A 26,730-nucleotide genomic window follows, 5' to 3' on the forward strand; every position below is an offset into this window, starting at 1 on the left:
TTAGCTCTTATTAAAACTTACTTGTTATGAAAAAGCTATCCAGTTCAGGTCATGTTCATCCATTTTTTTTGGTACTTATCATTATTTTAGTCTCAGTTCCAATGGGTTTTTATGGCATGTATCTCTATATTGCGCCATCCCTACCTGAAATGAGCTCTTTAAAAAAAGCGCCTTTACTAAAACCATTACAAGTTTATACGGCTGATAATGAGCTAATCTCAGAATATGGCGGCAAACTTTCTGTGCCCGTAGAATACGATCAAATTCCACCTACTTTTATTCATGCCTTTCTTGCAGCAGAAGATTCTTCTTTTTTTGAGCATAGTGGCATCAGCTTTAAAGGTTTAGGTCGTGCAGTCAGTGAAACCATTACAGGTTCTGATGTGCAGACAGGTGGTTCTACGATTACCATGCAGGTGGCCAAAAATTATTATTTAAGCCCAGAACGTACTTTAAAACGCAAACTTACCGAAATCTTTCTAGCACGTAAAATCGAACAAAACCTGAGCAAAGAAGAAATTTTGACGTTGTATGTCAATAAAATCTTTTTAGGTAAAAATGCCTACGGCATTGCCGCCGCAGCCAAAATTTACTACAACAAAACTTTAGATCAGCTCAGTATCGCAGAAATGGCCATGCTAGCAGGTTTACCTAAAGCACCGTCACGTTTCAATCCTGTTGCGAATCCTGAACGAGCTTTAGAACGTCGTAACTGGATTTTGGGTCGTATGCTACAACTAGGTTATATCACTCAGACCCAGTACCAAACTGCGGTTGCTGAACCCATTAAACTTGATATGCCAGACCGTGGAATTGCTAATCGTTTTCCTTATGTTGGTGAAATGGTGCGTTCTGAACTGGTCGAAAAATTTGGTGAACAAGCAATCGATTCAGGCTACAAAGTTTATACTACGATTGATAGCAAACGCCAGGCTTATGCCGAACAGGCAGTTCAGGATGGTCTGGAAGCCTATGATCGTCGTCATGGTTGGCGTGGTGCTGAAGCACACGATAAACCTTTAAATTCATTTATGGCTTATGCCAATACCTATCCTGCGCAAGTGACTAAAGTCAATAACTCGACTTTTGAAGCCTTAATGCAGGATGGATCAACGATCACTGTTCCTTGGTCAGGTATGTCTTGGGCACGTCCTTATCGAAATGCCAATAGTGTCGGGGGTGCGCCAAGTAATGCATCACAAATTGTCAAAGTCAAAGATATTGTTCGTTTACGTCCAAATGCCGAAAAAACCTCTTGGGCACTGGTACAGATTCCAAATGTACAAGGTCAATTGATTGCTTTAAACCCAAATGATGGTGCGATTGAAGCGATTGTCGGTGGCTACAACTTCTATCAATCCAAGTTCAATCGTGCGTTACAAGGTTGGCGTCAACCTGGTTCAACCATCAAGCCATTTATATATGCACTGGCTTTAGAACGTGGCATGACGCCTTATACGATGGTCAATGATAGTCCGATTACGATTGGTCGCTGGTCACCTCGAAACTCCGATGGCCGTTATTTAGGCATGATCCCGTTACGTCGTGCCTTATATTTATCACGAAATACGGTTTCTGTACGCTTACTACAAAGTGTTGGCGTTGAGCGTGCGCGTCAATTACTCATGGACTTCGGTTTACAGGAAAATCAGATTCCACGTAACTTTACGATTGCCCTTGGAACGCCACAGGTACTTCCTGTACAAATGGCGACGGGTTATGCCACCTTTGCCAATGGCGGTTATCGGGTACAGCCTTATTTTATTAGCCGTATCGAAGATGCTTACGGTAAAGTAATTTTTGAGGCCAAACCTGAATACGCGTGTATTTCGTGCATTAATGAGACTGAAAACACCGTTACGGATGATGAGCAAAAAGCGCAAACTCCTGATGATGAAGTGATTGAAGTCACTAATCAAAGTATGCAGACCGAAGCAACAAACACAGCATCACAAACCCAAGCAACAAGTCATTCTAGTGATTATCGTCAGGCGCAACGGATTTTAAAATCCAGCTCGGCCTATGATATGGCCAATATTTTGCGCGATGTAATCCAACATGGTACAGGACGTGCAGCACTGAAAATAGGACGGGATGATTTAGGTGGTAAAACGGGTACGACCAATGACGCCAAAGATGCTTGGTTTGCAGGTTTCAATAGCAAACTGGTTTCTATCGCATGGGTCGGATTTGACCGTCCAACCACACTGGGACGACGCGAATATGGGGGTATCGCAGCACTGCCAATCTGGATTAACTTTATGGATAAATCCTTACAGGGAACTGCCTCTTCGTGGGTTCAATTGGATAAAAATGCTAAAGCGCCAATTTCCCGCGAACAGCCAAGTCTTCAGGAAAATAGCAGTAAAAGCCGTACAGATCGCACTTCACCACCGCTCGCACGTCCACTTTATGTGCCTGCCCCAGCAGCGCCTGCTCGAACATCGGATAATGACTTTGCTGACTTACCAGGTGAAGAAATTCTGATTCCTTCAGAACAGACACCACCATCGCTCAATCAAAATCAACCTAAACATGCTGAGCCTGCTAAACGTGATGCACTTGAGGGCTTAATCAATCAGGTGACCTAAATTTACTCATCCGTTAGACTTGTCTTAAAGCCATCTTTCAAGATGGCTTTATTTCTTTTGGAAAAGATACATTTGAAAATGCGCTGTAAGTTCAAACTGGGTTTGCTGTTCCAATTGCTGTCTTTTTTCAGGCTTGGCTTTATAGGCATAGGGTGTCATTGCAATCAGATTTTTCAACTGATCCTGATCCAAATCAAACTGGCTCTCGACATGTTGTTGCAAGACCAACTCAAAATCGGACTGTAATTGCTCAACAAACTTATTGGGCTGATGGGGTTTTACTTCATCAAATAGCGCTTCACGCAACGCATATAAATGCTCAGGCGCAGGCGTCACCACCAATAAATAACCTTTTGGTTTTAAGGCTCTTAAAATTTCATCTTTCGGAATCGGGCTAAATAAGCTGGTACAAATATCAATACTTTGATCAAGTACAGGTAAGGTTGCGCCTGTCCCCACCACCCAAGTCACTTGAGCGTTAAGCTTGGCCGCATGTTGAACTGCCGTTTTTGCAATATCTAGCCCAATACATTGCTGAACTTGTTGCTGCATTGCAGACGTGTAATAGCCTTCGCCGCAGCCAATGTCCAATAATGTATGCAATTGCAGTTGCTGCAATTGAACCACGACTGCATCCCGTAAAGGCTGGTAAAAACCTTCGGATAGAAAAAGACGACGTGCCAATACAGACTCAGGTGTATCTCCGGGTGTTTTACTGTGTTTGTGTTGAACCACATGTAAATTTACATAACCTTGTTTGGCCAGATCATAACTATGCCCTTGCTCACATCGCCATGTGCGCCCGATCAAATTTAAAGCCTGACGACACACTGGACACATCAACACACTCATGATTTTCTCTCATATAAAAAAAGCCAGCTTTGCTGGCTTTTTGAGTTTTTCAGCTTAACGTAATTTTAAAGTCATTAGACCTAAAACCACCAGCATAATGGTGATAATCCAGAAGCGAATCACCACCTGTGTTTCTTTCCAACCCTGTTTTTCATAATGGTGATGCAACGGCGCCATCAAAAACACGCGTTTATTACGCATGCGTAATGACCCAATTTGCAGGAAGACAGAAATCGCTTCCATCACAAATACGCCACCCATAATCGCAAACACGATTTCCTGACGTACCATGACTGCAATCGTACCCAGCATTGCACCGAGTGCCAATGCACCGACATCACCCATGAAGATTTGAGCAGGATGTGCGTTGTACCATAAAAAAGCTAAGCCCGCGCCGACCATTGCGGAACAAATTACCACCAGTTCAGAAGTGTATTTGACATAAGGAATATGCAAATAGTTGGCAAAACGGATATCACCCGCCAGATAAGCAAACACCCCCAAACCTGCGGCAACCATCACAATCGGCATAATCGCCAAACCATCCAGACCGTCGGTTAGATTGACTGCATTAGATGCACCGTTAATCACAAGGTAGGTGAAAATAATAAACGCAATGCCTAAAGGTACTGCGGATAATGGAATTGATAGATTTTTGAAAAATGGAATCAACAAATCCAGCATGTTCGCAGTATGAATCGGATTCGGCTGATGAATCGCGATCACATACAATGCAATCCCTGCTCCAAGTGAAGCCAGCGATGTCCAGAAAAACTTTTTACGTGCCGGCAAACCAGCATTGTCCTTATAACGGATTTTAATCCAATCATCCGCCCAGCCCACGGCACCAAAGACCACCATGACTCCAAGCACAATCCAGACATAAGGATTGGATAAATCCGCCCAAAGCAAAGTACTGATCCCAATCGATAAGAGGATCAGTACGCCTCCCATGGTTGGTGTACCCATTTTTTTGGCATGGTTTTCAGGTGCGTAAGAACTCACCGCCTGACCATATTTGAGTGCCTGTAATTTACGGATCATCACAGGGCCAAGTAACCAGCCAATCGCCAGTGCCGTCAATATACTGAGTAAAGAACGCAGGGTTAAATATCGAACCACCTGAAACGAACTGTTATAGCCCGCAAGATGTTCAAATAGCCATAACAGCATTTAGAGTTTCTCCATCAAATCTGCCATCAACGTTTCCATGTGGGTATAACGAGAGCCCTTAAACAGGAAACTCATTGACTCGGGTTGATGTTGTTGAATTAAATTCGTTAAAAAAATCAGCGCGTCTGCTTGCGTTGCAAATGCTTTTAATTTTGAGGCATGAACACTGTGTGAAGCCCCTTGTAAAGCCGCTTGAGCAAACTCACCCACGGCGACAATTAGATCCAAAGGGTAATCGACCAGATCACGTCCCAAATCATGATGCTCTTGCACACTTGCATCACCTAACTCACCAATATCGCCCATGACCATGACTTTAAAGCCAATCTGCTGACTTAACACTTCAGCCGCAGCGCGCATAGAGGTGGGATTTGCATTATAGGTATCATCAATAAAGAGATATTGCTTACGCTGAATAAAGTTCAGACGACCTTTTGCACCTTTGGCCTGTTCTAGCCCCTTCACAATATCATCCAGTTGAACCCCAATGGCAAGTGCAAATGCCGCCGCCGCAGTCGCATTCTCTACATTATGCAGACCTGCAAAAGGCAGATGAATCTGTGCGAGACCTTGCGGTGTATGTAATGTAAACTGACTGGATTGTGCATTAAGTTTAATATCAGTTGCAAAAACATCACCACCTTCTCCAAAAGAAAGTTGCTGCGCAGTTTGTACAGCCTGACGAATTTTCGCAGTAAAATCATCATTTGCAGGGATAATCGAGCTACCCTCTGGCGCAATATGCACATAAATTTCCGATTTCGCACGGCAAATGCCTTCACGTCCACCAAATTCGCCCAGATGCGCAGTCCCGATATTCAGAATCCCTGCCACCTGTGGCTGCACCAGACCAGAGGTATAATCAATTTCACCCTGATGGCTCGCACCTAGCTCCATCACGGCATATTGATGTTCAGGTTTGAGCTCAAGCAACATCATCGGCACACCCAAATCATTATTGAGATTACCGCGAGTGACTAAAGTCGGTGCAAGTAGTCCGAAAATACTGCCCAACATTTCTTTGGTCGTGGTTTTGCCGCTACTTCCAGTCAATGCAATGACTTTTAAATCTGGATATTGGGCACGACGATAAGCACCTAAATGACCGAGCGCCAGACGTGTATCTGGCACCACAAGCTGAGCAATATCAACATCTAGAGGACGCTCAACAATCACCACCTGACAACCATGTTGAGCCACTTGTGCAACAAAATCATGTGCATCAAAGCGCTCACCTTTCAATGCTAAAAAGGCATCGCCCGATTCGGCATGACGCGAATCGGTTAAAATCCGTTTGATGGATTGTGTAGGCGGCTTATCTTGATACCAATAACCATGCGTTGCCTGTTGCAACTGTTCAGCCGTCCATGGAGTCAACTCTACCGTACTGGTCGTCGATGTATGCATAAAACTTAAACCTATTGTGCTGGATATGCGCTATGCACTGAATGCGCCTGCGCATCGATTGCAGCCTGAACCTCTACGACATCATCAAACCAGTGTCGCACCCCATCAATTTCTTGATAATTTTCATGTCCCTTGCCCGCAATGACCACAATATCGCCATTTTTGGCTTCATTCACGGCAAATTTAATCGCTTCACGGCGATCTCGAATTTCAAAGACATGATGTAAGCTAAAATCTACGGCTTCACGCATATCTGCAAAGATTTGATTCGGATCTTCGGTTCGAGGATTATCAGAAGTCAACACCACAGGATCCGCCCCTTCCAATGCTGCTTGCGTCATCAATGGTCGTTTGCCCCGATCACGGTCTCCGCCACAACCAAAGACCGCCCAAAGCTGATGCCGAGTATGTCGCTTTAAGGTAGTTAATACCTGAGTTAATGCATCAGGGGTATGTGCATAATCCACCACAAATAAACGCTCACCATCGCGAATCACTTGCATCCGTCCCGGCGCACCTTGAAGCTTAGGTACGGTTTCAATCAATTCAGCCAGATCGAATCCCGCAGCTTCAACCGCAATCAGACTCGCAATCAGATTTTCCACATTAAACTGTCCCAAAAACGGACTTTGAATCTGGAAAATACCACGCGGACTGCGCAATTGAATCTCTGCACCATGCAACTGATAATTGACCGCCTGCACCAGATAATCTGAGCTTTGATTTTGCAGGGAATACGTATAAATTTTAGGTTGAGATGGATTGTTTTTTGCCACCTTGAGCATTAAATCTGCGTAATCATCATCTAAATTAATCACCGCGACTTTGAGTTGTTCAAATGCAAATAATCTAGATTTCGCTTCAGCGTAGGCTTGAAGCGTTCCATGATAATCCAGATGATCACGACTTAAGTTTGAATACACGGCTATTTCAATGTCGCAACCATTTAAACGCCCTTGTTCAAGGCCATGCGAGCTGGCTTCGAGTGAAGCGAAAGTCGCGCCCTGTTTGGCATAATCATGCAACAAGGTTTGCAGTTGCAAAGCATCCAGCGTGGTATGTGTCGATGGATTTAAATGCGGCAAAATACCATTCCCCGTCGTACCAAACACCGCACAACGCTGTTGTTGCAGGCTGATTAACTCTGCCATCAAACGTGAAATAGTCGTTTTACCATTGGTGCCCGTCACAGCAAGGATACGCGCAGGTTTTACTGGATCGGTTTTTTGCAGATAATCACGCTGCCATCGACCCATTTGCAAACGCACATCTGGACACACCCATTCATTGGCAAGCCCCAGAGGCTGCTCACTAATAATTCCCAAAGCGCCAGATTCAAGTGCTTTTTGCGCAAAGCTCAGGGTTTTCTCAGGTTGAGAATAACTCGTCAGTGCAATAAAAATTTGCCCCGTCTGAACTTTGCGGCTATCTAAATTAAATCCAGAAAATGGCTGTTTTAGCCATTCAATATCCAGTGCTTTGGTATAAATATCTTGAAAAGAAATCGACATAATTCACCTGATTACTGAATGGTTGGGGTATCGAGTGGTTTATCTAGTGGAACATTCATCAGCCGCAAGGATTCCTGCATAATCTTGGCGAATACAGGCGCAGCCACCAGACCACCGTAATAACGACCTTGTGGATTTTCCACCACAACAATAATCGCCAGACGCGGATCACTGACTGGCGCAACCCCTGCAAATAAAGCCCGATATTCATTGTTAGAATAACCCTTACCATCTGCGCGTAGTTTATGCGCCGTTCCTGTTTTACCACCGACACGATACCCTGGAATATTGGCTTGACGTGCCGTACCACCCGGCATGGTGACCTGCTCAAGCATCAATAATACTTCATCGGCTATTTTAGGCGACAATACCTGCTCGCCTTTAGGGACTTCATCTAACTTATGCAAGCTCAAAGGCATTTTCAGGCCGTGATTGGCAAGCATGGCATAACCTTGTGCTACCTGCAAAATGGTGGCATTTAAACCATAACCATAGGCCATCGTCCCCAATTGTGACGGATTTAGACGGTTAGCAGGTAATAATAGACCACTACTTTCGCCCGGGAATTTGACTGCTGAACGTTGTCCAAATCCAACACGACGAAAGAAGGTCGGTAAGGTATCTTTTGGTAAAGACAAGGCAATTTTGGCAGAACCCACGTTCGAAGATTTAATAATTACGCCACTCACGGTTAATGCACCGTAGTTATGCGTATCCCGAATGGTATGCCAACCCAGTTTCATCGAACCCGGCGAAGTATTGACGATGGTATTTGGGGTGTATTGTCCTGTTTCTAGCGCCGCTGAAACAGTAAACGGCTTCATGGTAGAACCTGGTTCGAACATATCAATTGCACCACGGTTACGCATGGCATCTTTATTGGACAGACCCTTTTTGTCATTTGGGTTATACGATGGCCAACTGCTCATCGCCAAAATTTCACCCGTTTTCACATCGACTGCAATTGCAGACGCAGAGCGCGCATTGTTTGCTACACCCGCAGCGGTGAGTTCACGATACATAATATATTGTAAGCGTGAGTCGATACTTAAGGTAACGTTTTCACCCGGCTGAACTTCTTTAATCACTTCTGAAATTTTGAGACGATTGCCGTGTTTATCACGAATGATTTTCTGTTCACCGTCAATTCCCGAGAGTTGTTTATTGAGCTGCATTTCCAGCCCTTCAATCCCTTTGCCATCATTATTGGTCAGGCCAATAATCTGTGCATTGGGCTGAGGCTGTGGATAGTAGCGCTTATAGTTTTTTTCAGTATAAACACCCTCAAAATTACGCTTTGAAATGATATCTGTCTGCTGTGGCGGAACTTCTTTTTTCAACACCAGATAACGTGAACGAGGACGGTCATTCATCATTTTCTTTAAACTGGCTCGATCCATACCCACAATATCTGCTAATTCATCCAGATTTAGATTCTTATCAGGCAGTTCTCGTCTTAAACGACGTGCATTTTCGGGTTCTTTTTTAATTTTTTCCGAAATCTCTTCATATTGTTTTTTAGCTTCAAAATAATCACGCGGATCAATCACCACATTCATAATCGGGGTACTAATCGCCAAAGGTACACCATGCCGATCGCTAATCACGCCGCGCATCGCTTTTAACTGTTCAGTACGCAAAATATTGGCATTGGCTTTATTTTGTAAAAAGTCTTTATTCACTACCTGAACATAGAATGCCCGCGTCACCAAAACCACAAAACACAGGAATACCGTGAACCAAAGTAAATAAAAACGCCACATATCAAAAGCAAGGGTGGGCTTTTCAGTAATGGACTGCTGTTTTTTTCGTGTTTGCTTAATGCGCTTATCTACCATACAGCATGCCTTACTTTTTTTGCTCTGGAGTCATAGGTAATGAAATTACAACAGTTTGTGCAGCAGGAGGAGAAAACATCCGCAATTGGGTAACTGCACGGGTTCCAATTTGTGCGGTCGCGCCAAAAGTTTGCTGCTCAATCAGTAAACGCCCCCATTCTGCATTTAGATCATCTTTTTCACGCATATAAGTACTCAAATCACGATAATCATGTCGGTATTCAAACACCTGAAACACCACCATCATGGCACTAATAAACACCAGACTGATCAAAACTGCGTAGGTCACAACCTTTCTAAAAGTCGTTTTACGCGCGGACGGGAACTGTTCTTCTGTTTCCATGATTTGCCTTTTCATACTAATCGTTCGGCAACCCTCAGCCACGCACTACGCGAACGCGGATTGGATTTTACTTCTTCTTCACTGGCACGTAGTCGTGCAATTTTCTTTAAACGTCGTGTATCCACCTGCTTTTGGGGTAAACCCCAGCCCGTATCTTCCGCAAGCGTTGATTCTTTTTGAATAAACTGTTTAATCAAACGATCTTCTAAGGAATGAAAACTGATCACGGCTAGACGACCCTGTGGTTTTAACAACTCTACCGCTTGAGGCAAAAAGATTTCAATATCTTCCAGCTCTTTATTTATAGCAATTCGAATCGCCTGAAAAGTTCGAGTCGCGGGATGCTTATGTTTTTCCCATTTAGGATGAGCCGTTTTGACCAATTCAGCCAATTGACCTGTGGTTTCGATGTACCCTGCCTGTTTAATCACTTTGGCCAAACGACGACTATAGCGCTCTTCACCATATTGATAAATAATATTGGCCAAGTCTTCTTCTTTAATGTCCAGCAACCATTCTGCAGCGGTTTGTCCCTGCGAATTATCCATACGCATATCGAGCGGGCCATCTTGCATAAAACTAAAACCGCGCTCAGCCTGATCCAACTGCGGTGAAGATACGCCCAGATCGGCCATGATCCCATCCACCTGAGTAATCCCAATACGATTCAACTCAGTTTGCAGATCAGCAAAACTGGCATGAATAATTTGAAAGCGGGAATCACGCTGTGCTAACTCATGTGCAACAGACAAGGCTTGTGGATCTTTATCAAACGCATAAACACGTGCATTGGCATCTAATTTTTCCAGTAAAGCCCGCGTATGACCACCGCGACCAAAAGTGCCATCTACATAAATTCCCGTATCACGTTCAGCCAGTAAGGCATCGACAGTTTCATGAAGTAAAACGGAAATATGTGACATAAGGGCAAGATCATAAAAAGCTAAAAATTTAACTGCACATTATTACCTTGTTTTGGCAAAGCTCCAAACGACTTTTTGTTGGGAATTCTTATTTTTCATGGGCAAAACCGTTTTTTGGAGAATATTGCAGACAAATCAAGCCTAAATGTGCTTTTTTACTCCCCCCACCCGCTTTAAAATGTGTTTTAAATTATTTTTTTCACACAAAAACCAATCTCAGCCTGAATGCTCAGATCGGTTGTTTAGAATTCATTCATGAGTCCCTTTTATTTTCTCTATGGAAGAAAAATAAAGCGAGTTTAAATAATGATGAAGCAAGTCTGTTATATATCCAATCTTAAGGTTTTTCTGCCGAAATTTGGTCATAAATCGCGCCATTTACAAAATGGGTTTTCTGCGCTTTAGCCCAACCGCCAAATACATCCCCAATGGTAAACAATTTAATTTTTGGGAACTTGCCCGCGTATTTGGCTGCGGCTTTGGCATCGCGTGGTCTAAAATTATATTTCGCTGCCAAATCCTGCCCCAGTGGAGAATATAAATAATTCAAATAACCTTTGGCTAAATTACGATTGCCATCTTTATCGACGGTCTTATCGACAATCGCCACAGAAGGCTCTGCCAAAATAGAAATAGAAGGATAAATAATCTCATACTGCTCCTTACCTGAACCCTGCTGAGTTGCCAGTAAGGCTTCATTTTCCCAAGACAGTAACACATCGCCAATGCCACGTTCTGCAAAGGTCGTCAGGGAACCTCGCGCACCTGAGTCTAACACCTTCACATTATGATAAAGCTTTTTGACGAGCTCACGGGCCTTGGCATCATTGCCACCCGGCTGCTTTAAGGCATAGCCCCATGCAGCCAAATAAATCCAACGTGGTGCTCCACCTGTTTTTGGATTTGGCGTAATAATTTCTACACCCGGTTTGGTCAGATCATTCCAGTCTTTAATTTGCTTAGGATTGCCCTTGCGAACCAGAAAAACGATGGTCGAAGTATACGGGGCTGAATTATGAGGAAACTCTTTCTGCCAATTTTTCTTGATCAAACCCACATTGGCAATTTCATCAATATCATTGGCCAGTGCTAGCGTCACCACATCAGCTTGTAAACCATCAATCACCGCACGCGCCTGTTTACCTGATCCGCCATGTGATTGTTTAAAGTCGACATCTTGTCCTGTACGCTTTTTCCAATATTCACCAAAACTTTTATTGTATTCCTGATAAAACTCGCGTGTTGGATCATAAGACACATTCAAAAAAGAAGTGGCTGCATAAACCACACTTGCACTTGTCCCCAACCATGCCAGTAATACTGTGGATAAAATCTTATTCATTGTCATCTCTTAAATTTGTTTTTATTTACTATATTTTAATATAAATTTTTTACAATCAAATACTTATACAATATTTTCAGAAATATATCGCATTATATGCTAAACTAGAAAATATATAATTTGATACACTTTATTTTAGGCAAAATGACTTTGCTTAAAATTTTTCATACTTTATTCATATTTGTTTGTTACAAGATAGTTGTAGCATTAAGTATCCTTAAAGGGATATCTTGATTGATATTTTTATACTTTTGTAAAAATTGTGACATAGGTCGCATTTTTATTATATATTTATAGCCGAATCGTAATTATTTTAGTTTACATTTGTTGTAGACTTGCAGTTCAGCAATAAAAATAGATGCATGCTGGGGGATGTTTGCATGAAAATGCAGTTAATTAAAGTACTTGGTTTAAGTTTAAGTTTGGGACTTTTTTCCCAGTTCAGTACTGCTGCCGTCATTAAAGACACTCAAATCAAGCCGAATGAAAAAAATTCATTGATTGAAAAGGCACTGGATCAACAAAAACGTAATCTCTCGTCATTACCAACGACAGATGATGAAATTAAAATGTTGAACACCATTCGTGTTGCACCCAGCCAAAACTTTTTTGCGACTCAACATCAGCGTTTTTCTCGTTTTGTTCAGTCTTTTTTTCAGCCGCATAATTCTTAATTTTTGTTATAGCTGATTAAATTTCACAAAAAGCCTCGCGATTTTTGACTCAAATAATGGTCAAGACGCTAGGCTTTTTCCGTTATACTAAGTCCAATTCCTTTTTTGATTTTATTTTTAAATGATGAAAGTCCGTACGCGTATTGCTCCATCTCCTACTGGTTTCCCGCATGTTGGAACCGCTTACATTGCCTTGTTTAATCTATGTTTTGCCAAACAACATGGTGGTGAATTTATTCTTCGTATTGAAGATACCGATCAGCTTCGCTCTACGCCTGAATCAGAAAAAATGATTTTGGATTCGCTACGCTGGTTAGGTCTTAATTGGGCGGAAGGTCCAGATATTGGCGGTCCACATGCACCCTATCGTCAATCAGAACGCATGGGGATTTATAAGCAATATGCGTTGGATCTGATTGAAAAAGGTCATGCATTTTATTGCTTTGCAACTGCTGAAGAGCTGGATCAAATGCGTGCTGAACAAATGGCGCGTGGTGAAACACCGAAATATGATGGACGCGGTTTAAAACTTTCAAAACAAGAAGTTGAACAGCGTTTGGCTGCGGGAGAACCGCACGTCATTCGAATGAAAGTGCCCGAAGAAGGGATTTGTCGTTTTAATGACTTATTACGTGGTGAGGTTGAAATTCCTTGGGCGCAAGTAGACATGCAAGTCCTGTTGAAAACGGATGGCTTACCCACTTATCACCTTGCGAATGTGGTCGATGATCATTTGATGGAAATTACCCACGTGTTACGTGGTGAAGAATGGCTACCATCTGCACCGAAACATCAATTGCTTTATCAATATTTTGGTTGGGAAATGCCAGTGCTGTGTCATATGCCACTGTTGCGTAATCCTGACAAATCAAAATTATCCAAACGCAAAAACCCGACCTCGATTAACTATTATCGAGATATTGGTGTATTGCCAGAAGCCTTGCTGAATTATTTAGGTCGTATGGGTTGGTCAATGCCAGACGAGCGCGAAGTGTTTACTTTAGACGAAATGATCGAGCATTTTGATATTCAACGTGTATCTTTGGGCGGGCCAATTTTTGATGTAGAAAAACTCAACTGGCTCAATGGTCAATGGATTAAAGCCCTGACACCCGGACAACTGCTTGATCGGTTACTGACATGGAAAAATGATCGCAACACATTGGAAGATATTGCGGCGGCCATTCAACCACGAATTCATTTGTTGTCTGAAGCGGTCAATTGGGCTGGTTTTTATTTCAATCATATGCCCAATATTACCGCAGAGATGTTTGAAAGCAAAAAACTGTCACAAGAGCAAGTTCGCCAAAGCCTACAGTTTGCAATTTGGCGACTGGAAAGCCAATTCACGTGGAACAATGAGACAGTGAGCCAGACTTTGATGGATTTAGCCAATCAAATGGAGATTAAACTGCGTGACTTTATGCCTGCGTTCTTTATTGCGATTGCAGGTTCAACCAGTTCTACACCTGTGATGCAGTCGATGGTCACGATTGGCCCTGATTTAACCTTTGCTCGTTTGCGCCGTGCGCTCGAAATTGTGGGTGCACCGAGTAAAAAAGAGCTAAAAGTATGGGAAAAACTCAATGAATCGCTAAAATTGCCGAAAAATGATGCAGTTGATGAAGCTTAATTGATTTTTTTATTGACGCATTCAAACAATAGCCCTAATATGGCGCTCACACAGACTGGGGTCATAGCTCAGTTGGTAGAGCGCTACAATGGCATTGTAGAGGTCAGCGGTTCGATCCCGCTTGGCTCCACCAAATCTTAGAATGTGTTGCCTCATAAGTCCCTATCGTCTAGAGGCCTAGGACATCGCCCTTTCACGGCGGTAACCGGGGTTCGAATCCCCGTAGGGACGCCAAATTTCTAAAAAGCCGCTGCACAGACAGCGGCTTTTTTATTGTTTTTATTTGAGCTACGCTTGGTTAAAATAGAGAAAATAAAATTCTGGAGCATTTATGCAGTACCGTTGCCCAAAATGTCAAAGTGTTAAAATTATGCCTGTCGGGCAAGGTGGAACATCTGCTCGTCCAGTGATTCCGAAAAGTTTGGTGATCTTGCTGCCTGCTATTTTTATTCTCTTATTTCTGGTCCTGATGAGTATTGGCATGTGGATTTTTGGTCATGGTGCAGGACCAAAACTACAAATTGCAACTGTGGTGGTTTTTGTGATCGCGGCAGGTGCAGGTCTAATGTTCTGGCGTGATCTGCCTAACTTTAAATTGACGATGCAGGCATTCATGCAATCCCAAAAGAATTGGAAATGCCGTGAATGTCATCACGAATGGCAAATTTAACTGCTTTTTGACTGATCGAAATTAAAAGCCATTTCAATGTGAATGGCTTTGGGTTTCATGATCATGTATTGTATCGTGTTCATGCTCATGTACAACACATTCATCTTCTTCAATTTGCAGGGTAATTTCAGAAATGCCATGCTGATGTGACAGCATTTCATAAGCATTTCGATAGAGTTGATTCCGATCTGCGTGTGGTGCAAATAGATGTACCGTAAGATGTACATTTTTGGATGTAATTGCCCAAACTTTCAGTTGGTGAATACTTTCTACACCGTCCAAGGCTAATAAATCTTGACGCAACTTTTCAATATCAATTTCCTCAGGCACGCCTTCTAGCAAAATATTGATACTTTGTTTCAGGAGTATCCATGTTCTTGGCAGCACCCAAAATCCGATTAAAACGGCAATAATCGTATCGACCCAATACCACTGGGTAAAATAAATAATAACCGCCCCAATGATTACCCCAACAGACCCTAACGCATCACTTAATACTTCCAGATAAGCGCCTTTGACATTTAAGCTATCTTGCGCACTGGATACCAAAATTTTCATGGAAATCAGGTTAATGATGAGTCCAATCACGGCAACAATCATCATGCCAACGCTCTGGATTTCAGGCGGATGGGTAAAGCGCTGATAAGCTTCAAATAAAATATAAACTGCGACCACAAACAACATGGAAGCATTGAACAATGCCGCTAAAATTTCAAAACGTTGATAACCAAAAGTACGTTTATCATCGGCAGGACGTTTAGCCACTTTGATGGCAGCCAGAGCAATAGCGAGCGCAGCAGCATCGGTAAACATATGTGCCGCATCAGACAACAATGCCAAACTTTGAGTGATAAAACCTGCGATCACCTCTACGATTAAAAATGTAATGGTGAGTGATAGGGCAATGGTAAGTTTCTTTGCATTTTCTTCGGTCACAACAGCATGACTATGCTCATGCCCATGATGTTCACTCATGCTTCATTCCTTATTTTTCAAAATACCACACGCTAAGTGAGGCTTGTTATTTTTTATAGGACTATCTTCAGGGATTAACGCTCCATGAAGATAGCATAATTTAGCTGAAAACCGACTTAATGAGACAGCGGAGATGGTGATGGCTCGGTTCTTGAAGATTCATTCATCCAACGATAAATCACAGGCAATAAAATCAGCGTCAATAAAGTCGAAGAAATGATGCCACCAATCACAACACTTGCCAAAGGTCGCTGGACTTCTGCGCCAGTTCCTGTGGCTAAAGCCATTGGGATAAAACCTAGCGAGGCGACACAAGCGGTCATCAAGACAGGTCTTAGCCGCAATACTGCCCCCTGCCATGTCGCCGTTGCGACATCATATTTCAGGCGTAGTTCCTTGATAAACGTTAGCATCACCAGACCATTTAGAACCGCAACACCTGAGAGTGCAATATAGCCTACACCCGCAGACATCGACAAAGGAATATCACGTAACCAGAGCGCAACTAAACCACCTGATAAGGCAAATGGTACTCCACTAAATACAAGTAGACTGTCTTTAAAATTATGAAACACAGCCATTAACAGCACGAAGATCATGATTAAAGCCAAAGGCACCACGATTTGCATTCGTGCTTTAGCAGAAGCTAGATTTTCAAACTGTCCACCAAAGCCTAACCAGTAACCACTTGGCAGTTTTTGCTGCGCCAGTTCTGTCTGCATTTCTTTGACAAAAGAGCCTAAATCACGATCACGTACATTGGCCGTCACCACGACTCGACGTTTCCCATTTTCACGGCTCACCTGTGCCAACCCCAAAATATTTTCGACTTTTGCAATATCTTGTAATTGGATCAAGCCACCATTGGGAAGTTGAATCGGTAATTGCGCCAATTGCTGAGGGGTACGCATTTCATCATTTAAACGAATGACAAAATCAAAACGTCGGTCACCCTGTAATATCTGCCCAACTGCCTGTCCACCAATACTTGCCGCGACAAGATCCTGAATAGACCTGACAGACAGACCATATTGCGCAGCTAAAGCATGATCAATGTCGACATTCAACAACGGTAAGCCATCGGTTTGCTCGACCTTAACCTCAGTTGCACCCTCAATTCTTCTCAGTTTTTGCGCAATTTTTTCAGCCTCCTGATTTAAGACTTGCAAATCATCGCCAAAAATTTTTACTCCAATATCGCTACGTATACCTGAAATCAATTCATTAAAACGCAGTTCAATCGGCTGTGAGAACTCACTGTTATTACCTGGAATATGTTCAACATATGCCTGCATCCGACCACGCAACCCATCAATGCTTTCTTTCGGATTAGGCCATTGTTCACGAGGTTTTAGTAATACAATCGCGTCAGAAATATTAGGTGGCATGACATCGGTTGCAACTTCAGCCGTTCCTGTTCTGGCAAATATCGCTTTCACCTCAGGAAAATCCTGAAGTAATTGTTTCTCAACCTGTTCCTGTATTTTTAAAGATTCTTCAATCCCCGTACTCGGCGCCCGCATGAGTTGTAAGGCAAAATCTCCCTCACTCAGTTGAGGGGCAAACTCACTCCCTACCCGAGTAAAAATAGCAGCGCTTATGATTAAAATACCCACTGCCAAAGTCGCAACAACATATTTAAACTGATACGCCCAATTCAACACATCGGCATACTTGTTTTTTAGCGCCAACATCCAGCGGCTTTCTTTTTCTTTGACTTCACCTGTAACCCATAACGCCACAGCGGCAGGAACAAAAGTGACGGATAAAATCATCGCACCCACCAATGCTAAGACCACTGCCATCGCCATTGGGTGAAACATTTTGGCTTCCACACCCGAAAGTGCAAAAATAGGTAAATACACCACCATGATGATCAATTGACCAAAAATCAGTGGTCGTCGTGCTTGTTTAGCCGCTAGAAAAACTTCCGTAAAACGTTCTTGGCGAGTGAGTAGACGACCTTTGGCATGTTGAGCTTCCGCCAAGCGTCGAATGCAGTTCTCTACAATCACCACTGCACCATCGACAATAATGCCAAAATCCAGCGCGCCTAAACTCATCAAATTGGCACTGATCTTCTGCTCCGCCATGCCTGTAATGGTAAACAACATCGATAGAGGAATAATACAAGCCGTAATTAGAGCTGCTCTAAAATTACCCAGAAAGATAAACAGGATGACGATGACCAGAATTGCACCTTCAATCAGGTTCTTGGCCACCGTTTTGATGGCTTTATCGACCAGTGAACTGCGGTTATACACTGTTTCGACCACAACGCCTTCGGGTAAAGAACGCTTTACTTCCTGCATCTTGTGATCAAGCGCCTGAGCAACGGTTTTACTGTTCTCGCCCATCATCATCATGGCAATACCGAGTACGGTCTCTTCACCGTTATAGGTCGCACCTCCAGTTCTGAGATCATGTCCAATCGAGACAGTTGCAACATCTGCAACCCGAATCGGCAGACCATTTTTTTGACTCAGCATTACATTTTCGATGTCCTGAATCGAATTAAGCGTTCCTGGGACACGAACAGTCAACTGCTGACCATTTTGTTCCAAAAATCCTGCACCACGATTTTCATTATTTTCAGTTAAAGCCGTTTGTAGATCTGTGACAGGAATCTGTAATTGCTGCAACCGTTTTAAATCTGGTGAAACAATATAAGTTTTATTGTAGCCACCGATACTATTGACCTCTGCAACACCCGCTACCCGCTGTAATTGTGGACGTACAATCCAATCTTGGATTTCACGTAAATCCATTGCTGTGTAAGCACTGCCATCTGCCTTTTTAGCATTCGGCTCAGCTTTAATGACCCATTGATAGATCTCGCCTAATCCAGTTGAAATAGGTGACATTTGCGGATCAATATTGTCAGGTAAAGCACTTTGAGCTTCTTGTAAGCGCTGATTAATCAGCTGTCTCGCCCAATAAATGTCTGTACCATCTTTAAAAATAATGGTCACCTGAGATAAACCATAACGTGAAATAGAACGGGTTTGCTCCAGATTTGGCATGCCTGACATCGCATTTTCAATCGGGTAGGTAATGCGTTGCTCGACTTCAGCCGCAGTAAAACCATTGGCTTGAGAGTTAATTTGTACCTGTACATTGGTAATATCAGGAACAGCATCAATAGATAATTTTTGATAGCTATAGAGTCCTACCGCGATCCATGTCAGGGTAAATAACATCACCCAAATGGCATTGCGAATAGAAAACTGAATGATACGGTCAAATAAACTTTGTGCAGATGGCAAAGCAATTTCTGGTTTAGTGTCCATGTTCAGCCTCTCCTTTTTCCATTTCTGATTTCAAAAGGAAACTGCCTTGACTGACATATTGCTGTTGATTGCTTAGACCAGATTTGATCTCGATCCATTGACCATCACTTGAATAATTACCGACCTCAACCGCTACGGGCTGAAAATGAACACTATTTTTTTCATTTTTTGCAACAAACACCACCGACTTACCATCGATTTGCTGAAGAGCGTTGCGAGTCACTCGAAGTACAGGCTGACTGTCCTTCGCCTCTAATAAAACATTCACCATCAAATTTGGACGTAATTCCTGTGCAGGTGTGAGTACTTTGGCACGGACTTGCAAACGTCCCGTCTGGCTATCTGCTTCAGCACTTAAAGTCTGAACCTGCGCCTTAAAGCGATTCTGAGTTTGTAATGACTTAAAATGAATCTGTTGATGAGGTTGTATGCTGATACTCTTTTCACTTGGCATGATAAATTCCAGCCACAGTTGATCAAGTTGATCGATCACAAACAATTGTTTATCTGAAGTAATGTATTCCCCTACCACGATATCTTTTTGACTGATCACACCACTTAAAGGCGCTTTTAAAGCATAACGTCCCTGACTTCCTGCATTTGCACCCAAAGCAGAGAGTCGACTGCGCGCGGCCTGTACCTGAATTTGTGCCTGACGATAGGTGTTATAGGCTTTTTGATAATCCTGACGTGCCGAAATCCCTTGATCAAACAACTGCTTTTCACGTTGGTAATCCTGCTGTGCCAAGGTCAATGCTTCCTGAGCAATACTCAAATTTGCTTGTTGATCGACCAGTTCTGGAATAAATACAGTCGCCAAAACTTGCCCTTTTTTCACCTGCTGCCCCAACATGGCATTGACACTTTCTACGCGTCCCGTAAAAGTTGAAGCAACATGCGCTTGCTGATCGGTATTGGCAACCAGTTTGGCAGGATATTCCAGCGATTGAGAAACCTGCCCCTGCTCAACCTGTGCCAGCTTCACACCAAACTCTAGCATCTGCTGCGAGGTTAACGTGAGTTTTTGACTCTCTTCAGAATGCTCCGCTTCGCCTGCCTCATCAGCATGTGTGGATTCTGCTTTGCTGTGTTCGCCTTCATCGTGTGAATCTGTTTTGCTCGATGAATCCTTAAACACAATCCATGCACTCAATAAAACGCAAATGCCGATGACCAACCCTGCCCAGAGCCATTGTTTTTGAATATTTTTAGTTGACATTATTCAGCTCCTGAAATGGCATTAAAATTACGCGTGTTTTGCCAAAGTGTTTGATTGATTTGATTCAGTGCATCACTGGACATGACCTGCTCAGGCGCAACACCCAGTGCCAAGCTTTCGGTTTCTATGGCTTTTTGCCATGCACTTTTAAGAAGTTGAACCTTTTTTAAGCGCTGTTCCTGCAACTGTGCAGTGGCTTGTTGTACATCGGTAATTGCATATTTCCCCACTTTAAAACCGATCAACATTTTGCGTTGCACATCTTCGGACAGAGGAATTTGCTGATCATTCATCAAGTCATATTGCTGCTTTAATCCAGCCAGTTCACTCTGTAAAGTTTCAATGCTATTCAGGTTTTGCTGGGTATAAAAACCTTGTTGCTGCGCTAGAAAATCTTGCTGTGTCTGTGCAATTTGTAATGAATATTGCTGTCGATCAAAAATATTCAGCGGAATGTCCAGTCCAACTCGAAACTGTTGTTCACTATTATTCGTCTCCGCACTTTTATTCGTCACCATGCCGACATTAAGCGTTGGATTTGGACGGCGTTTTGCCTTGAGATAATTCACATTGGAACGTTGCTGCTGTAACTGGAGCTGAATCGAGCGTTGCAGTAAATTCTGCTGTAAATGCGCTGCGACATCAGCCTTGCTTTCACTAGGCCATGCGTTTGCACGGTTGAAACCTAAATGATCAGAATAGGTCGATTCTCCCCATAAATTAGCCAAACGTTTTCTGGCAATGTTCAGATTGAGTTCGACTTCTTGAGCAGCACGCTGATTTTCAATATGCGCCATCAGGGTACGATCCTGATCAAGTTGGGCAATACTCCCCGCCCGATAACGTAGTCGTGTAGCGTCTAAAATATCCTGACTATTGGCCAGTTGCTGTTGTGCAATTTGATTTTCCATTTCAAACACAGCAACTTGTGACCATAGATACTTCACCGCCAGTTCAAGTTGTGCTTCATACAAACTTTGATTTAAATCAACTTGCTGACGCTGAACCTGCGCCAGTTGAGTCGCCGCTTTACGCTCACCAAACACATCCAGTTTTTGTGAAATGCCAAATTCAAGTTCACGATCCTGATTCGACTTAAAACCCGTTTGCTGAATAGAAAAAGTGGGATTCTCCCAAAGATGACTTTGTTGAATATGTGCATCGGCGATGCTCTGTTGCACTTTCCAGACACCTAGTTTCGATTGATATTGCCGTACTTTTTCGAGTACCTGAGCAAAACTCATGGAAGATTGTTCGAGTGCAGAAATGTTTTTGTGCTGAGCTATCTCTGTGTCAGCCATAGTGATGGCTGAATATGGCAATAATGCTGTGAATACGACAATCGACATTACTTTTTTGGGTGATATCGCGCGTCTTGCCTGTTGAATGATATGTACATACATAAAATAACCCTTTCGCTTTAATCATGTTTTGATCATTGAAAAGGTGGGTTATTTTTCGGCTACCCCACCTATAGCGGGGTTACAACAGGAGGAGGATTTAATCCAATAAGATGCGGCGACTGATAGAAATTCGCCCAATCGTAAACTGAGCGAGTTAAGTGACCCGTTCTGAAGGGTTCTAGTGCATTTTGTTCAGTTTCAGCCACTACGATATGCAGACAGCTAGGTAAATGATCATGATGATCCATCCAGATCGCAGCAGGGTGTGTGGTGGTTTTGAAATTCGCAGTATCTGTTTTTAGCTGATGATGGTCAGATACCTGCCCGACACTGGCATCAAGATGATGCCCAAAATGATATGGAATCGCATTATATTCAGAACCTGAAGCCGTTTCATGCGCGCAAAAAGCCGCTGCCACGTTCCATAAACTCTGAAACATGAACAAACTCAGCAAAATTGCCATCAATAACGAACGCTTCATAAGCACCATAAACTCAAAATGCGCCCTAATATAACAATAGCAGTCGGTGTAATAGAATTACATTTCACCAAAATACTTAATGTTTTATAACCAAACCACGTCACTTTGAACGCTTATTTATGTGAAGTGTAATACTTTTTAAAAGTTGACCAACAAACTCATTGCTTGTTACACGAAATTTATGCATTCATTAAAAAACTGGATTATATTGAAAGTGTTAGCTTAATTGATGAGCAACAAGGAGCGTATTATGAAGTTTGATTATCTAAAAACAGTATGGACACTGTTGTTTCAAGCGCAAGACTCTAAAAATGATGTATTTTTACTTTTAGATACTGATGCAGAGCAAGAATATCAACAGGGTCTCTATTTTGAACAATTGGCACTAAACGACCAATATCAGCAGTACATGCGTCATCAGATTTATCGTCGTGTCCACGATCATGTTTCACATGCAACCAGCTTTGCTTATCTCAATGAACGCAATGCCATCTGGTGTTTTTTACGATCTGCTTTACGTGGCCATCCAGAAGCTGAGTATAAAATGGGGCTTGGTTATTTAAATGGTCAACTGGGTCTGGATCGCGATTATCGTAAAGCTGAAACATGGCTGAAACGTGCCGCCAAAGATGGTCATCCTGATGCCAAACGCTGCCTATATGATGCTTATAGCCAACTTGCCTTTTCTTAGTTTTTTCAAAAAAACTTTAAGCAAAAAAAACCAGCCCGAAAGCTGGTTTTTTATTGATAGGCAATTAACCTGTAATTTTTCGATATTTACTACGCTTTTGTACCGCATCGTCGCCTAAACGCGACTGACGGTAAGCCTCGTATTCTGCATAGTTACCCGTGTAGAATTCTGGCTGTTCGTTTTCAAATGACAAAATATGGGTCGCAATACGATCTAGGAACCAACGGTCATGCGAGACCACCATCACCGTACCCGGGAATACCAAAATAGCATCCTCAAGCGCACGTAAAGTTTCGATATCCAGATCGTTCGATGGTTCATCCAGTAAGATCACGTTGGCACCCATCTGTAGGATCTTAGCAAGTTGTAAACGGTTACGTTCACCACCCGACAATTCACCTACACGTTTTTGCTGATCCTGCCCTTTAAAGTTAAAGCGACCGATATAAGCACGTGAGGCAATTTCGTAATCACCGATTTTTAAGATATCCAAACCGCCAGAAACTTCTTCCCAAACAGTTTTGTCATTATCCAAAGTGTCACGAATCTGACCCACATAGGCCACTTTCACCGAGTCACCCAGTGTTACCGTACCTGTATCAGGTTGCTGTTCACCTGTCATCATACGGAATAGCGTGGTTTTACCCGCACCGTTTGGCCCCACAATCCCCACAATCGCAGTCGGTGGCACAGTAAAGGTCAGATTTTCGTACAGTAAACGACCATCAAATGACTTACTGATCCCTTCCACTTCAACCACTTTGTTACCCAAACGTGGGCCAGGTGGAATGTAGATTTCAGAGGTTTCATTACGTTGCTGGAATTCTTTCGAGTTCAACTCTTCAAAGCGTTCCATACGTGCTTTGTTTTTCTTTTGCTGACCTTTGGCATTTGAACGAACCCATTCCAGTTCTTTCTTCAATGCTTTAGCAAACGATTCTTCTTGTTTCTGTTCCTGCTCTAAACGGGCATTCTTTTGTTCCAGCCAAGAAGAATAGTTGCCTTGATAAGGAATACCATGTCCACGGTCAAGCTCCAGAATCCACTCGGCCACGTTATCTAGGAAATAACGGTCATGCGTAATCGCCACGATGGTGCCAGGGAAATCTTTCAAGAAACGTTCTAACCAAGATACAGATTCGGCATCCAAATGGTTGGTTGGTTCGTCGAGAAGCAACATATCTGGTTTAGACAAAAGCAAACGACACAATGCCACACGACGGCGCTCACCACCAGAAAGCAAAGAAACGTCGGCATCCCATGCTGGTAGATTCAAGGCATTCGCTGCAATTTCCAATTGGTTATTGAGATTGTGTGCATCCCAAGTCTGGATAATCGCTTCCAGTTTTTCTTGTTCTTTGGCCAGTTTGTCAAAGTCTGCATCGGGATCTGCATATTCTGCAAAGACCTGATCTAAACGCTCTAAAGCGTCTAGCGCTTCACGTACGCCATCTTCCACGTTGCCACGCACATCCTTATTAGGATCGAGTGGGGGTTCTTGCTCAAGATAGCCAATTTTAATACCCGGCTGTGCACGAGCTTCACCTGAGAAATCTTTGTCCACGCCCGCCATAATACGGAGCAAAGTCGATTTACCTGCACCGTTTAAGCCGAGCACACCAATTTTAGCACCCGGAAAAAATGATAATGAGATATCCTTGAGGATTTCGCGTTTCGGCGGCACCATCTTGGATACTCGGTTCATCGTATAAATATATTGGGCCACTTAGGACTCCTCAATAGAAAAACCAATACATCGCAGTGAGCGAAAAATAGCAGTTATTATATGCTGAATACGGCAAAAAAATAAGGCGTGATTGAGTTTAATCCGACTTTATGACTGAGAAATGTCGACGAAGTTGTTTCCTGATATAAAAATGCATGACTCAAAAATCATGCATTTTTAATGAATCGCGAGACTGTTTCTACTCAGCCTTTATTTGACAAAATTATTGACCAATAAATTTTTGACATCATCGACACGACCAGACATCAACGCCTTAATGGCATAGAGAGAGGTTGAGGAGACCTGATTCAAATTTGGATCGGGTGGCATGACCAATTCCATTGGATTGGTATGTACATCCAGTAAGGCAGGGCCATCATGTTTTAAGAAATTTTCCACTGCCTGCTCTAAGCCATCCCCGTGGGTCACGGTTTGTCCATGCAGTCCGATGACACTCGCCAGCTTGCCAAAGTCTGGATTGAGCAGATCGGTATAATGATCGAGCAAACCTTCCACTTTTTGTTCGAGCTCGACAAAATTTAGTGAGCTATTGTTAAACACGACGATTTTGATTGGCAATTTTTCCTGAATAGTGGTGAGTAAATCACCCAATAACATGGCTAAACCACCATCGCCACACAGTGCGATGATCTGACGTTGTGGAAACGCTTTTTGTGCGCCCAGCGCCTGAGGCATGGCATTAGCCATGGTACCGTGTAACAAACTGGTAAAGGTACGGCGTTTGCCATTGACATCCACATGACGTAATACCCATACCATTGGGGAACCCCCATCACCAAAGAAAATCGCATCATCATCGGCATAACGATTGAGCAAAGACACCAAATATTGTGGATGGATCAAACCCTCTTTACCCACCCGCTCTTCTTTCTGTCGAATTTCATCGCTTTGGTGTTTAAGTTCCAGACAATGATCCAGAAAAGCTCGATCCTGTCGCGTTTGCAACAACGGTAACAAAGCATTCAAAGTAGATGAAATTTTACCGACCGCACCTAGCGTTATCGGGTGGCGTCGTCCTAAATGCGTTGGATCAATATCGATTTGTAAAATCTTGGCATGGCTTGGATAATATTGTGCCCAAGCAAAATCGGCACCCAGCAGAATCAATAAATCACAATCCATTAAGGTGTGATAACCCGCTTTATTACCAAAAATCCCGGTCATGCCCATATTGTAAGGATTATCATATTCTACAAAGTCTTTGGCACGTGAAGTGTGTGCAATCGGCGCTTTTAATTTTTCAGCAAACTCGACTAACTGATCATGAGCGCCTTCACAGCCTGCACCTGCATAAATCCCGATTTTTTGATGCTGTGAAATAAGCTCAACCATTTGATGCAGTTCAGCTTTATTTGGCAAAATATCAGGTTCAGCATGGCGCGGCACAAAAGGCAAACCTGCTTCAGCCGAAGCTTCACTGATATTGGCGGGGACAATTACTACTGCAACACCACGTTTATTGATCGCAGCCTGACAAGCCATACTCATAATATGCCGAGCTTGTGAAGCTTGGGTAATCTCTTCACAAAATACCGAGTTTTTTTCGTATACCGATTTAAAATCAACATATTGAGGGAAATCAATAAACCCCGCCATTTCAGTCGAAATTTGACTGGCAATCAAAATGACCGGGGCGCGATTGCGATGCGACTCATACAAACCATTAATAAAATGCAAACTACCCGGCCCGCAAGACCCCGCACAAGCCGTCAAATGTCCACTCAATAAAGCATCCGTACCCGCAGCAAACCCACCCACTTCTTCATGACGAACATGAATCCATTCAATACTGCTTTTTGACATCGAATCGGTCACATGATTCAAGGTATCGCCCACAATGCCATAACAACGCTGTACACCCGCTTGCTCAAGCACTTCGATAATAATATCAGATACTTTTTGCTTACTCATTAGTTGACTTCTCCAGCTTTTTTTATCATGAATTAAACCAATTTTTTTATAGTGT

General features: G+C 42.9%; 20 protein-coding genes and 2 tRNA genes. 7 read left to right on the forward strand and 15 right to left on the reverse strand.

What is annotated here, in order from left to right:
* The first annotated feature begins 26 nt into the window (after positions 1 to 26).
* Positions 27 to 2,591: a penicillin-binding protein PBP1a gene (ponA, locus tag F944_RS13895; RefSeq protein WP_004991760.1), complete on the forward strand. Its 2,565-nt coding sequence runs from the start codon at positions 27 to 29 to the stop codon at positions 2,589 to 2,591.
* 48 nt (positions 2,592 to 2,639) lie between these two features.
* Here ponA and F944_RS13900 read toward each other — a convergent pair whose 3' ends face one another.
* The 8 genes from F944_RS13900 to F944_RS13935 all read right to left on the reverse strand — a co-directional run bounded on the left by F944_RS13900 (position 2,640) and on the right by F944_RS13935 (position 11,980).
* The gene (locus tag F944_RS13900; RefSeq protein WP_004991763.1) at positions 2,640 to 3,443 is read right to left on the reverse strand and encodes a putative RNA methyltransferase; all 804 of its coding nucleotides are present in this window, start codon (positions 3,441 to 3,443) and stop codon (positions 2,640 to 2,642) included.
* A gap of 54 nt (positions 3,444 to 3,497) precedes the next feature.
* Positions 3,498 to 4,616: a phospho-N-acetylmuramoyl-pentapeptide-transferase gene (gene mraY / locus F944_RS13905; RefSeq protein ID WP_004991766.1), complete on the reverse strand. Its 1,119-nt coding sequence runs from the start codon at positions 4,614 to 4,616 to the stop codon at positions 3,498 to 3,500.
* Positions 4,617 to 6,023, reverse strand: coding sequence for a UDP-N-acetylmuramoyl-tripeptide--D-alanyl-D-alanine ligase (locus tag F944_RS13910; RefSeq protein WP_004991770.1), 1,407 nt, complete (start codon positions 6,021 to 6,023; stop codon positions 4,617 to 4,619).
* Between the two features lie 11 nt (positions 6,024 to 6,034).
* Entirely contained in the window at positions 6,035 to 7,534 is a 1,500-nt protein-coding gene (locus F944_RS13915; RefSeq protein ID WP_004991771.1) for a UDP-N-acetylmuramoyl-L-alanyl-D-glutamate--2,6-diaminopimelate ligase, read from the reverse strand.
* A gap of 11 nt (positions 7,535 to 7,545) precedes the next feature.
* Positions 7,546 to 9,372: a penicillin-binding protein PBP3 gene (ftsI, locus tag F944_RS13920; protein ID WP_004991774.1), complete on the reverse strand. Its 1,827-nt coding sequence runs from the start codon at positions 9,370 to 9,372 to the stop codon at positions 7,546 to 7,548.
* Between the two features lie 10 nt (positions 9,373 to 9,382).
* On the reverse strand, positions 9,383 to 9,715 hold the full coding sequence (gene ftsL, locus F944_RS13925; RefSeq protein WP_004991776.1) for a cell division protein FtsL: 333 nt from the start codon (positions 9,713 to 9,715) through the stop codon (positions 9,383 to 9,385).
* Positions 9,716 to 9,726: 11 nt separating this feature from the next.
* Positions 9,727 to 10,638, reverse strand: coding sequence for a 16S rRNA (cytosine(1402)-N(4))-methyltransferase RsmH (gene rsmH, locus F944_RS13930; RefSeq protein WP_004991777.1), 912 nt, complete (start codon positions 10,636 to 10,638; stop codon positions 9,727 to 9,729).
* A 337-nt stretch (positions 10,639 to 10,975) separates the two neighbouring features.
* A complete protein-coding gene (locus F944_RS13935) occupies positions 10,976 to 11,980 on the reverse strand; it encodes a sulfate ABC transporter substrate-binding protein (protein WP_004991779.1) in 1,005 nt (334 codons plus the stop codon).
* Between the two features lie 380 nt (positions 11,981 to 12,360).
* Between F944_RS13935 and F944_RS13940 the strand changes: the two genes are divergently transcribed.
* The 5 genes from F944_RS13940 (at position 12,361) to F944_RS13960 (ending at position 14,957) form a co-directional block, all read left to right on the forward strand.
* Positions 12,361 to 12,654, forward strand: coding sequence for a hypothetical protein (locus tag F944_RS13940; protein WP_004991781.1), 294 nt, complete (start codon positions 12,361 to 12,363; stop codon positions 12,652 to 12,654).
* Positions 12,655 to 12,778: 124 nt separating this feature from the next.
* Positions 12,779 to 14,287 carry a glutamate--tRNA ligase gene (gene gltX / locus F944_RS13945; RefSeq protein ID WP_010588592.1) on the forward strand — a complete coding sequence of 503 codons (1,509 nt, stop codon included), beginning with the start codon at positions 12,779 to 12,781 and terminating at the stop codon, positions 14,285 to 14,287.
* 57 nt (positions 14,288 to 14,344) lie between these two features.
* Positions 14,345 to 14,420: transfer RNA gene (locus F944_RS13950), tRNA-Ala, on the forward strand.
* A gap of 25 nt (positions 14,421 to 14,445) precedes the next feature.
* Positions 14,446 to 14,521, forward strand: a tRNA-Glu gene (locus tag F944_RS13955).
* 97 nt (positions 14,522 to 14,618) lie between these two features.
* Complete coding sequence (locus tag F944_RS13960; protein WP_004991784.1) at positions 14,619 to 14,957, forward strand: zinc-ribbon domain-containing protein; 339 nt, start codon at positions 14,619 to 14,621, stop codon at positions 14,955 to 14,957.
* Positions 14,958 to 14,990: 33 nt separating this feature from the next.
* Here F944_RS13960 and F944_RS13965 read toward each other — a convergent pair whose 3' ends face one another.
* The 5 genes from F944_RS13965 to F944_RS13985 all read right to left on the reverse strand — a co-directional run bounded on the left by F944_RS13965 (position 14,991) and on the right by F944_RS13985 (position 22,326).
* Positions 14,991 to 15,932: a cation diffusion facilitator family transporter gene (locus tag F944_RS13965; RefSeq protein WP_004991787.1), complete on the reverse strand. Its 942-nt coding sequence runs from the start codon at positions 15,930 to 15,932 to the stop codon at positions 14,991 to 14,993.
* 116 nt (positions 15,933 to 16,048) lie between these two features.
* Entirely contained in the window at positions 16,049 to 19,222 is a 3,174-nt protein-coding gene (locus F944_RS13970; protein WP_004991789.1) for an efflux RND transporter permease subunit, read from the reverse strand.
* On the reverse strand, positions 19,212 to 20,441 hold the full coding sequence (locus tag F944_RS13975) for an efflux RND transporter periplasmic adaptor subunit (RefSeq protein WP_004991790.1): 1,230 nt from the start codon (positions 20,439 to 20,441) through the stop codon (positions 19,212 to 19,214). Before F944_RS13975 ends, F944_RS13970 begins: the two co-directional genes overlap by 11 nt.
* The gene (locus F944_RS13980) at positions 20,441 to 21,844 is read right to left on the reverse strand and encodes a TolC family protein (RefSeq protein WP_004991794.1); all 1,404 of its coding nucleotides are present in this window, start codon (positions 21,842 to 21,844) and stop codon (positions 20,441 to 20,443) included. Before F944_RS13980 ends, F944_RS13975 begins: the two co-directional genes overlap by 1 nt.
* A gap of 68 nt (positions 21,845 to 21,912) precedes the next feature.
* Entirely contained in the window at positions 21,913 to 22,326 is a 414-nt protein-coding gene (locus F944_RS13985; RefSeq protein ID WP_010588593.1) for a cation efflux protein, CzcI-like, read from the reverse strand.
* A 250-nt stretch (positions 22,327 to 22,576) separates the two neighbouring features.
* On the opposite strand from F944_RS13985, the gene F944_RS13990 reads away from it, so the two are divergent.
* Positions 22,577 to 23,017: an SEL1-like repeat protein gene (locus tag F944_RS13990; RefSeq protein WP_004991800.1), complete on the forward strand. Its 441-nt coding sequence runs from the start codon at positions 22,577 to 22,579 to the stop codon at positions 23,015 to 23,017.
* A 64-nt stretch (positions 23,018 to 23,081) separates the two neighbouring features.
* Here the strand turns inward: F944_RS13990 and ettA are convergent, their stop codons facing one another.
* Entirely contained in the window at positions 23,082 to 24,743 is a 1,662-nt protein-coding gene (gene ettA, locus F944_RS13995; RefSeq protein ID WP_004991802.1) for an energy-dependent translational throttle protein EttA, read from the reverse strand.
* 210 nt (positions 24,744 to 24,953) lie between these two features.
* The gene (locus F944_RS14000) at positions 24,954 to 26,675 is read right to left on the reverse strand and encodes a thiamine pyrophosphate-dependent enzyme (protein ID WP_004991803.1); all 1,722 of its coding nucleotides are present in this window, start codon (positions 26,673 to 26,675) and stop codon (positions 24,954 to 24,956) included.
* Positions 26,676 to 26,730 lie beyond the last annotated feature (55 nt).

The organism is Acinetobacter ursingii DSM 16037 = CIP 107286 (assembly GCF_000368825.1).
Classification (GTDB): Bacteria; Pseudomonadota; Gammaproteobacteria; order Pseudomonadales; family Moraxellaceae; genus Acinetobacter; species Acinetobacter ursingii.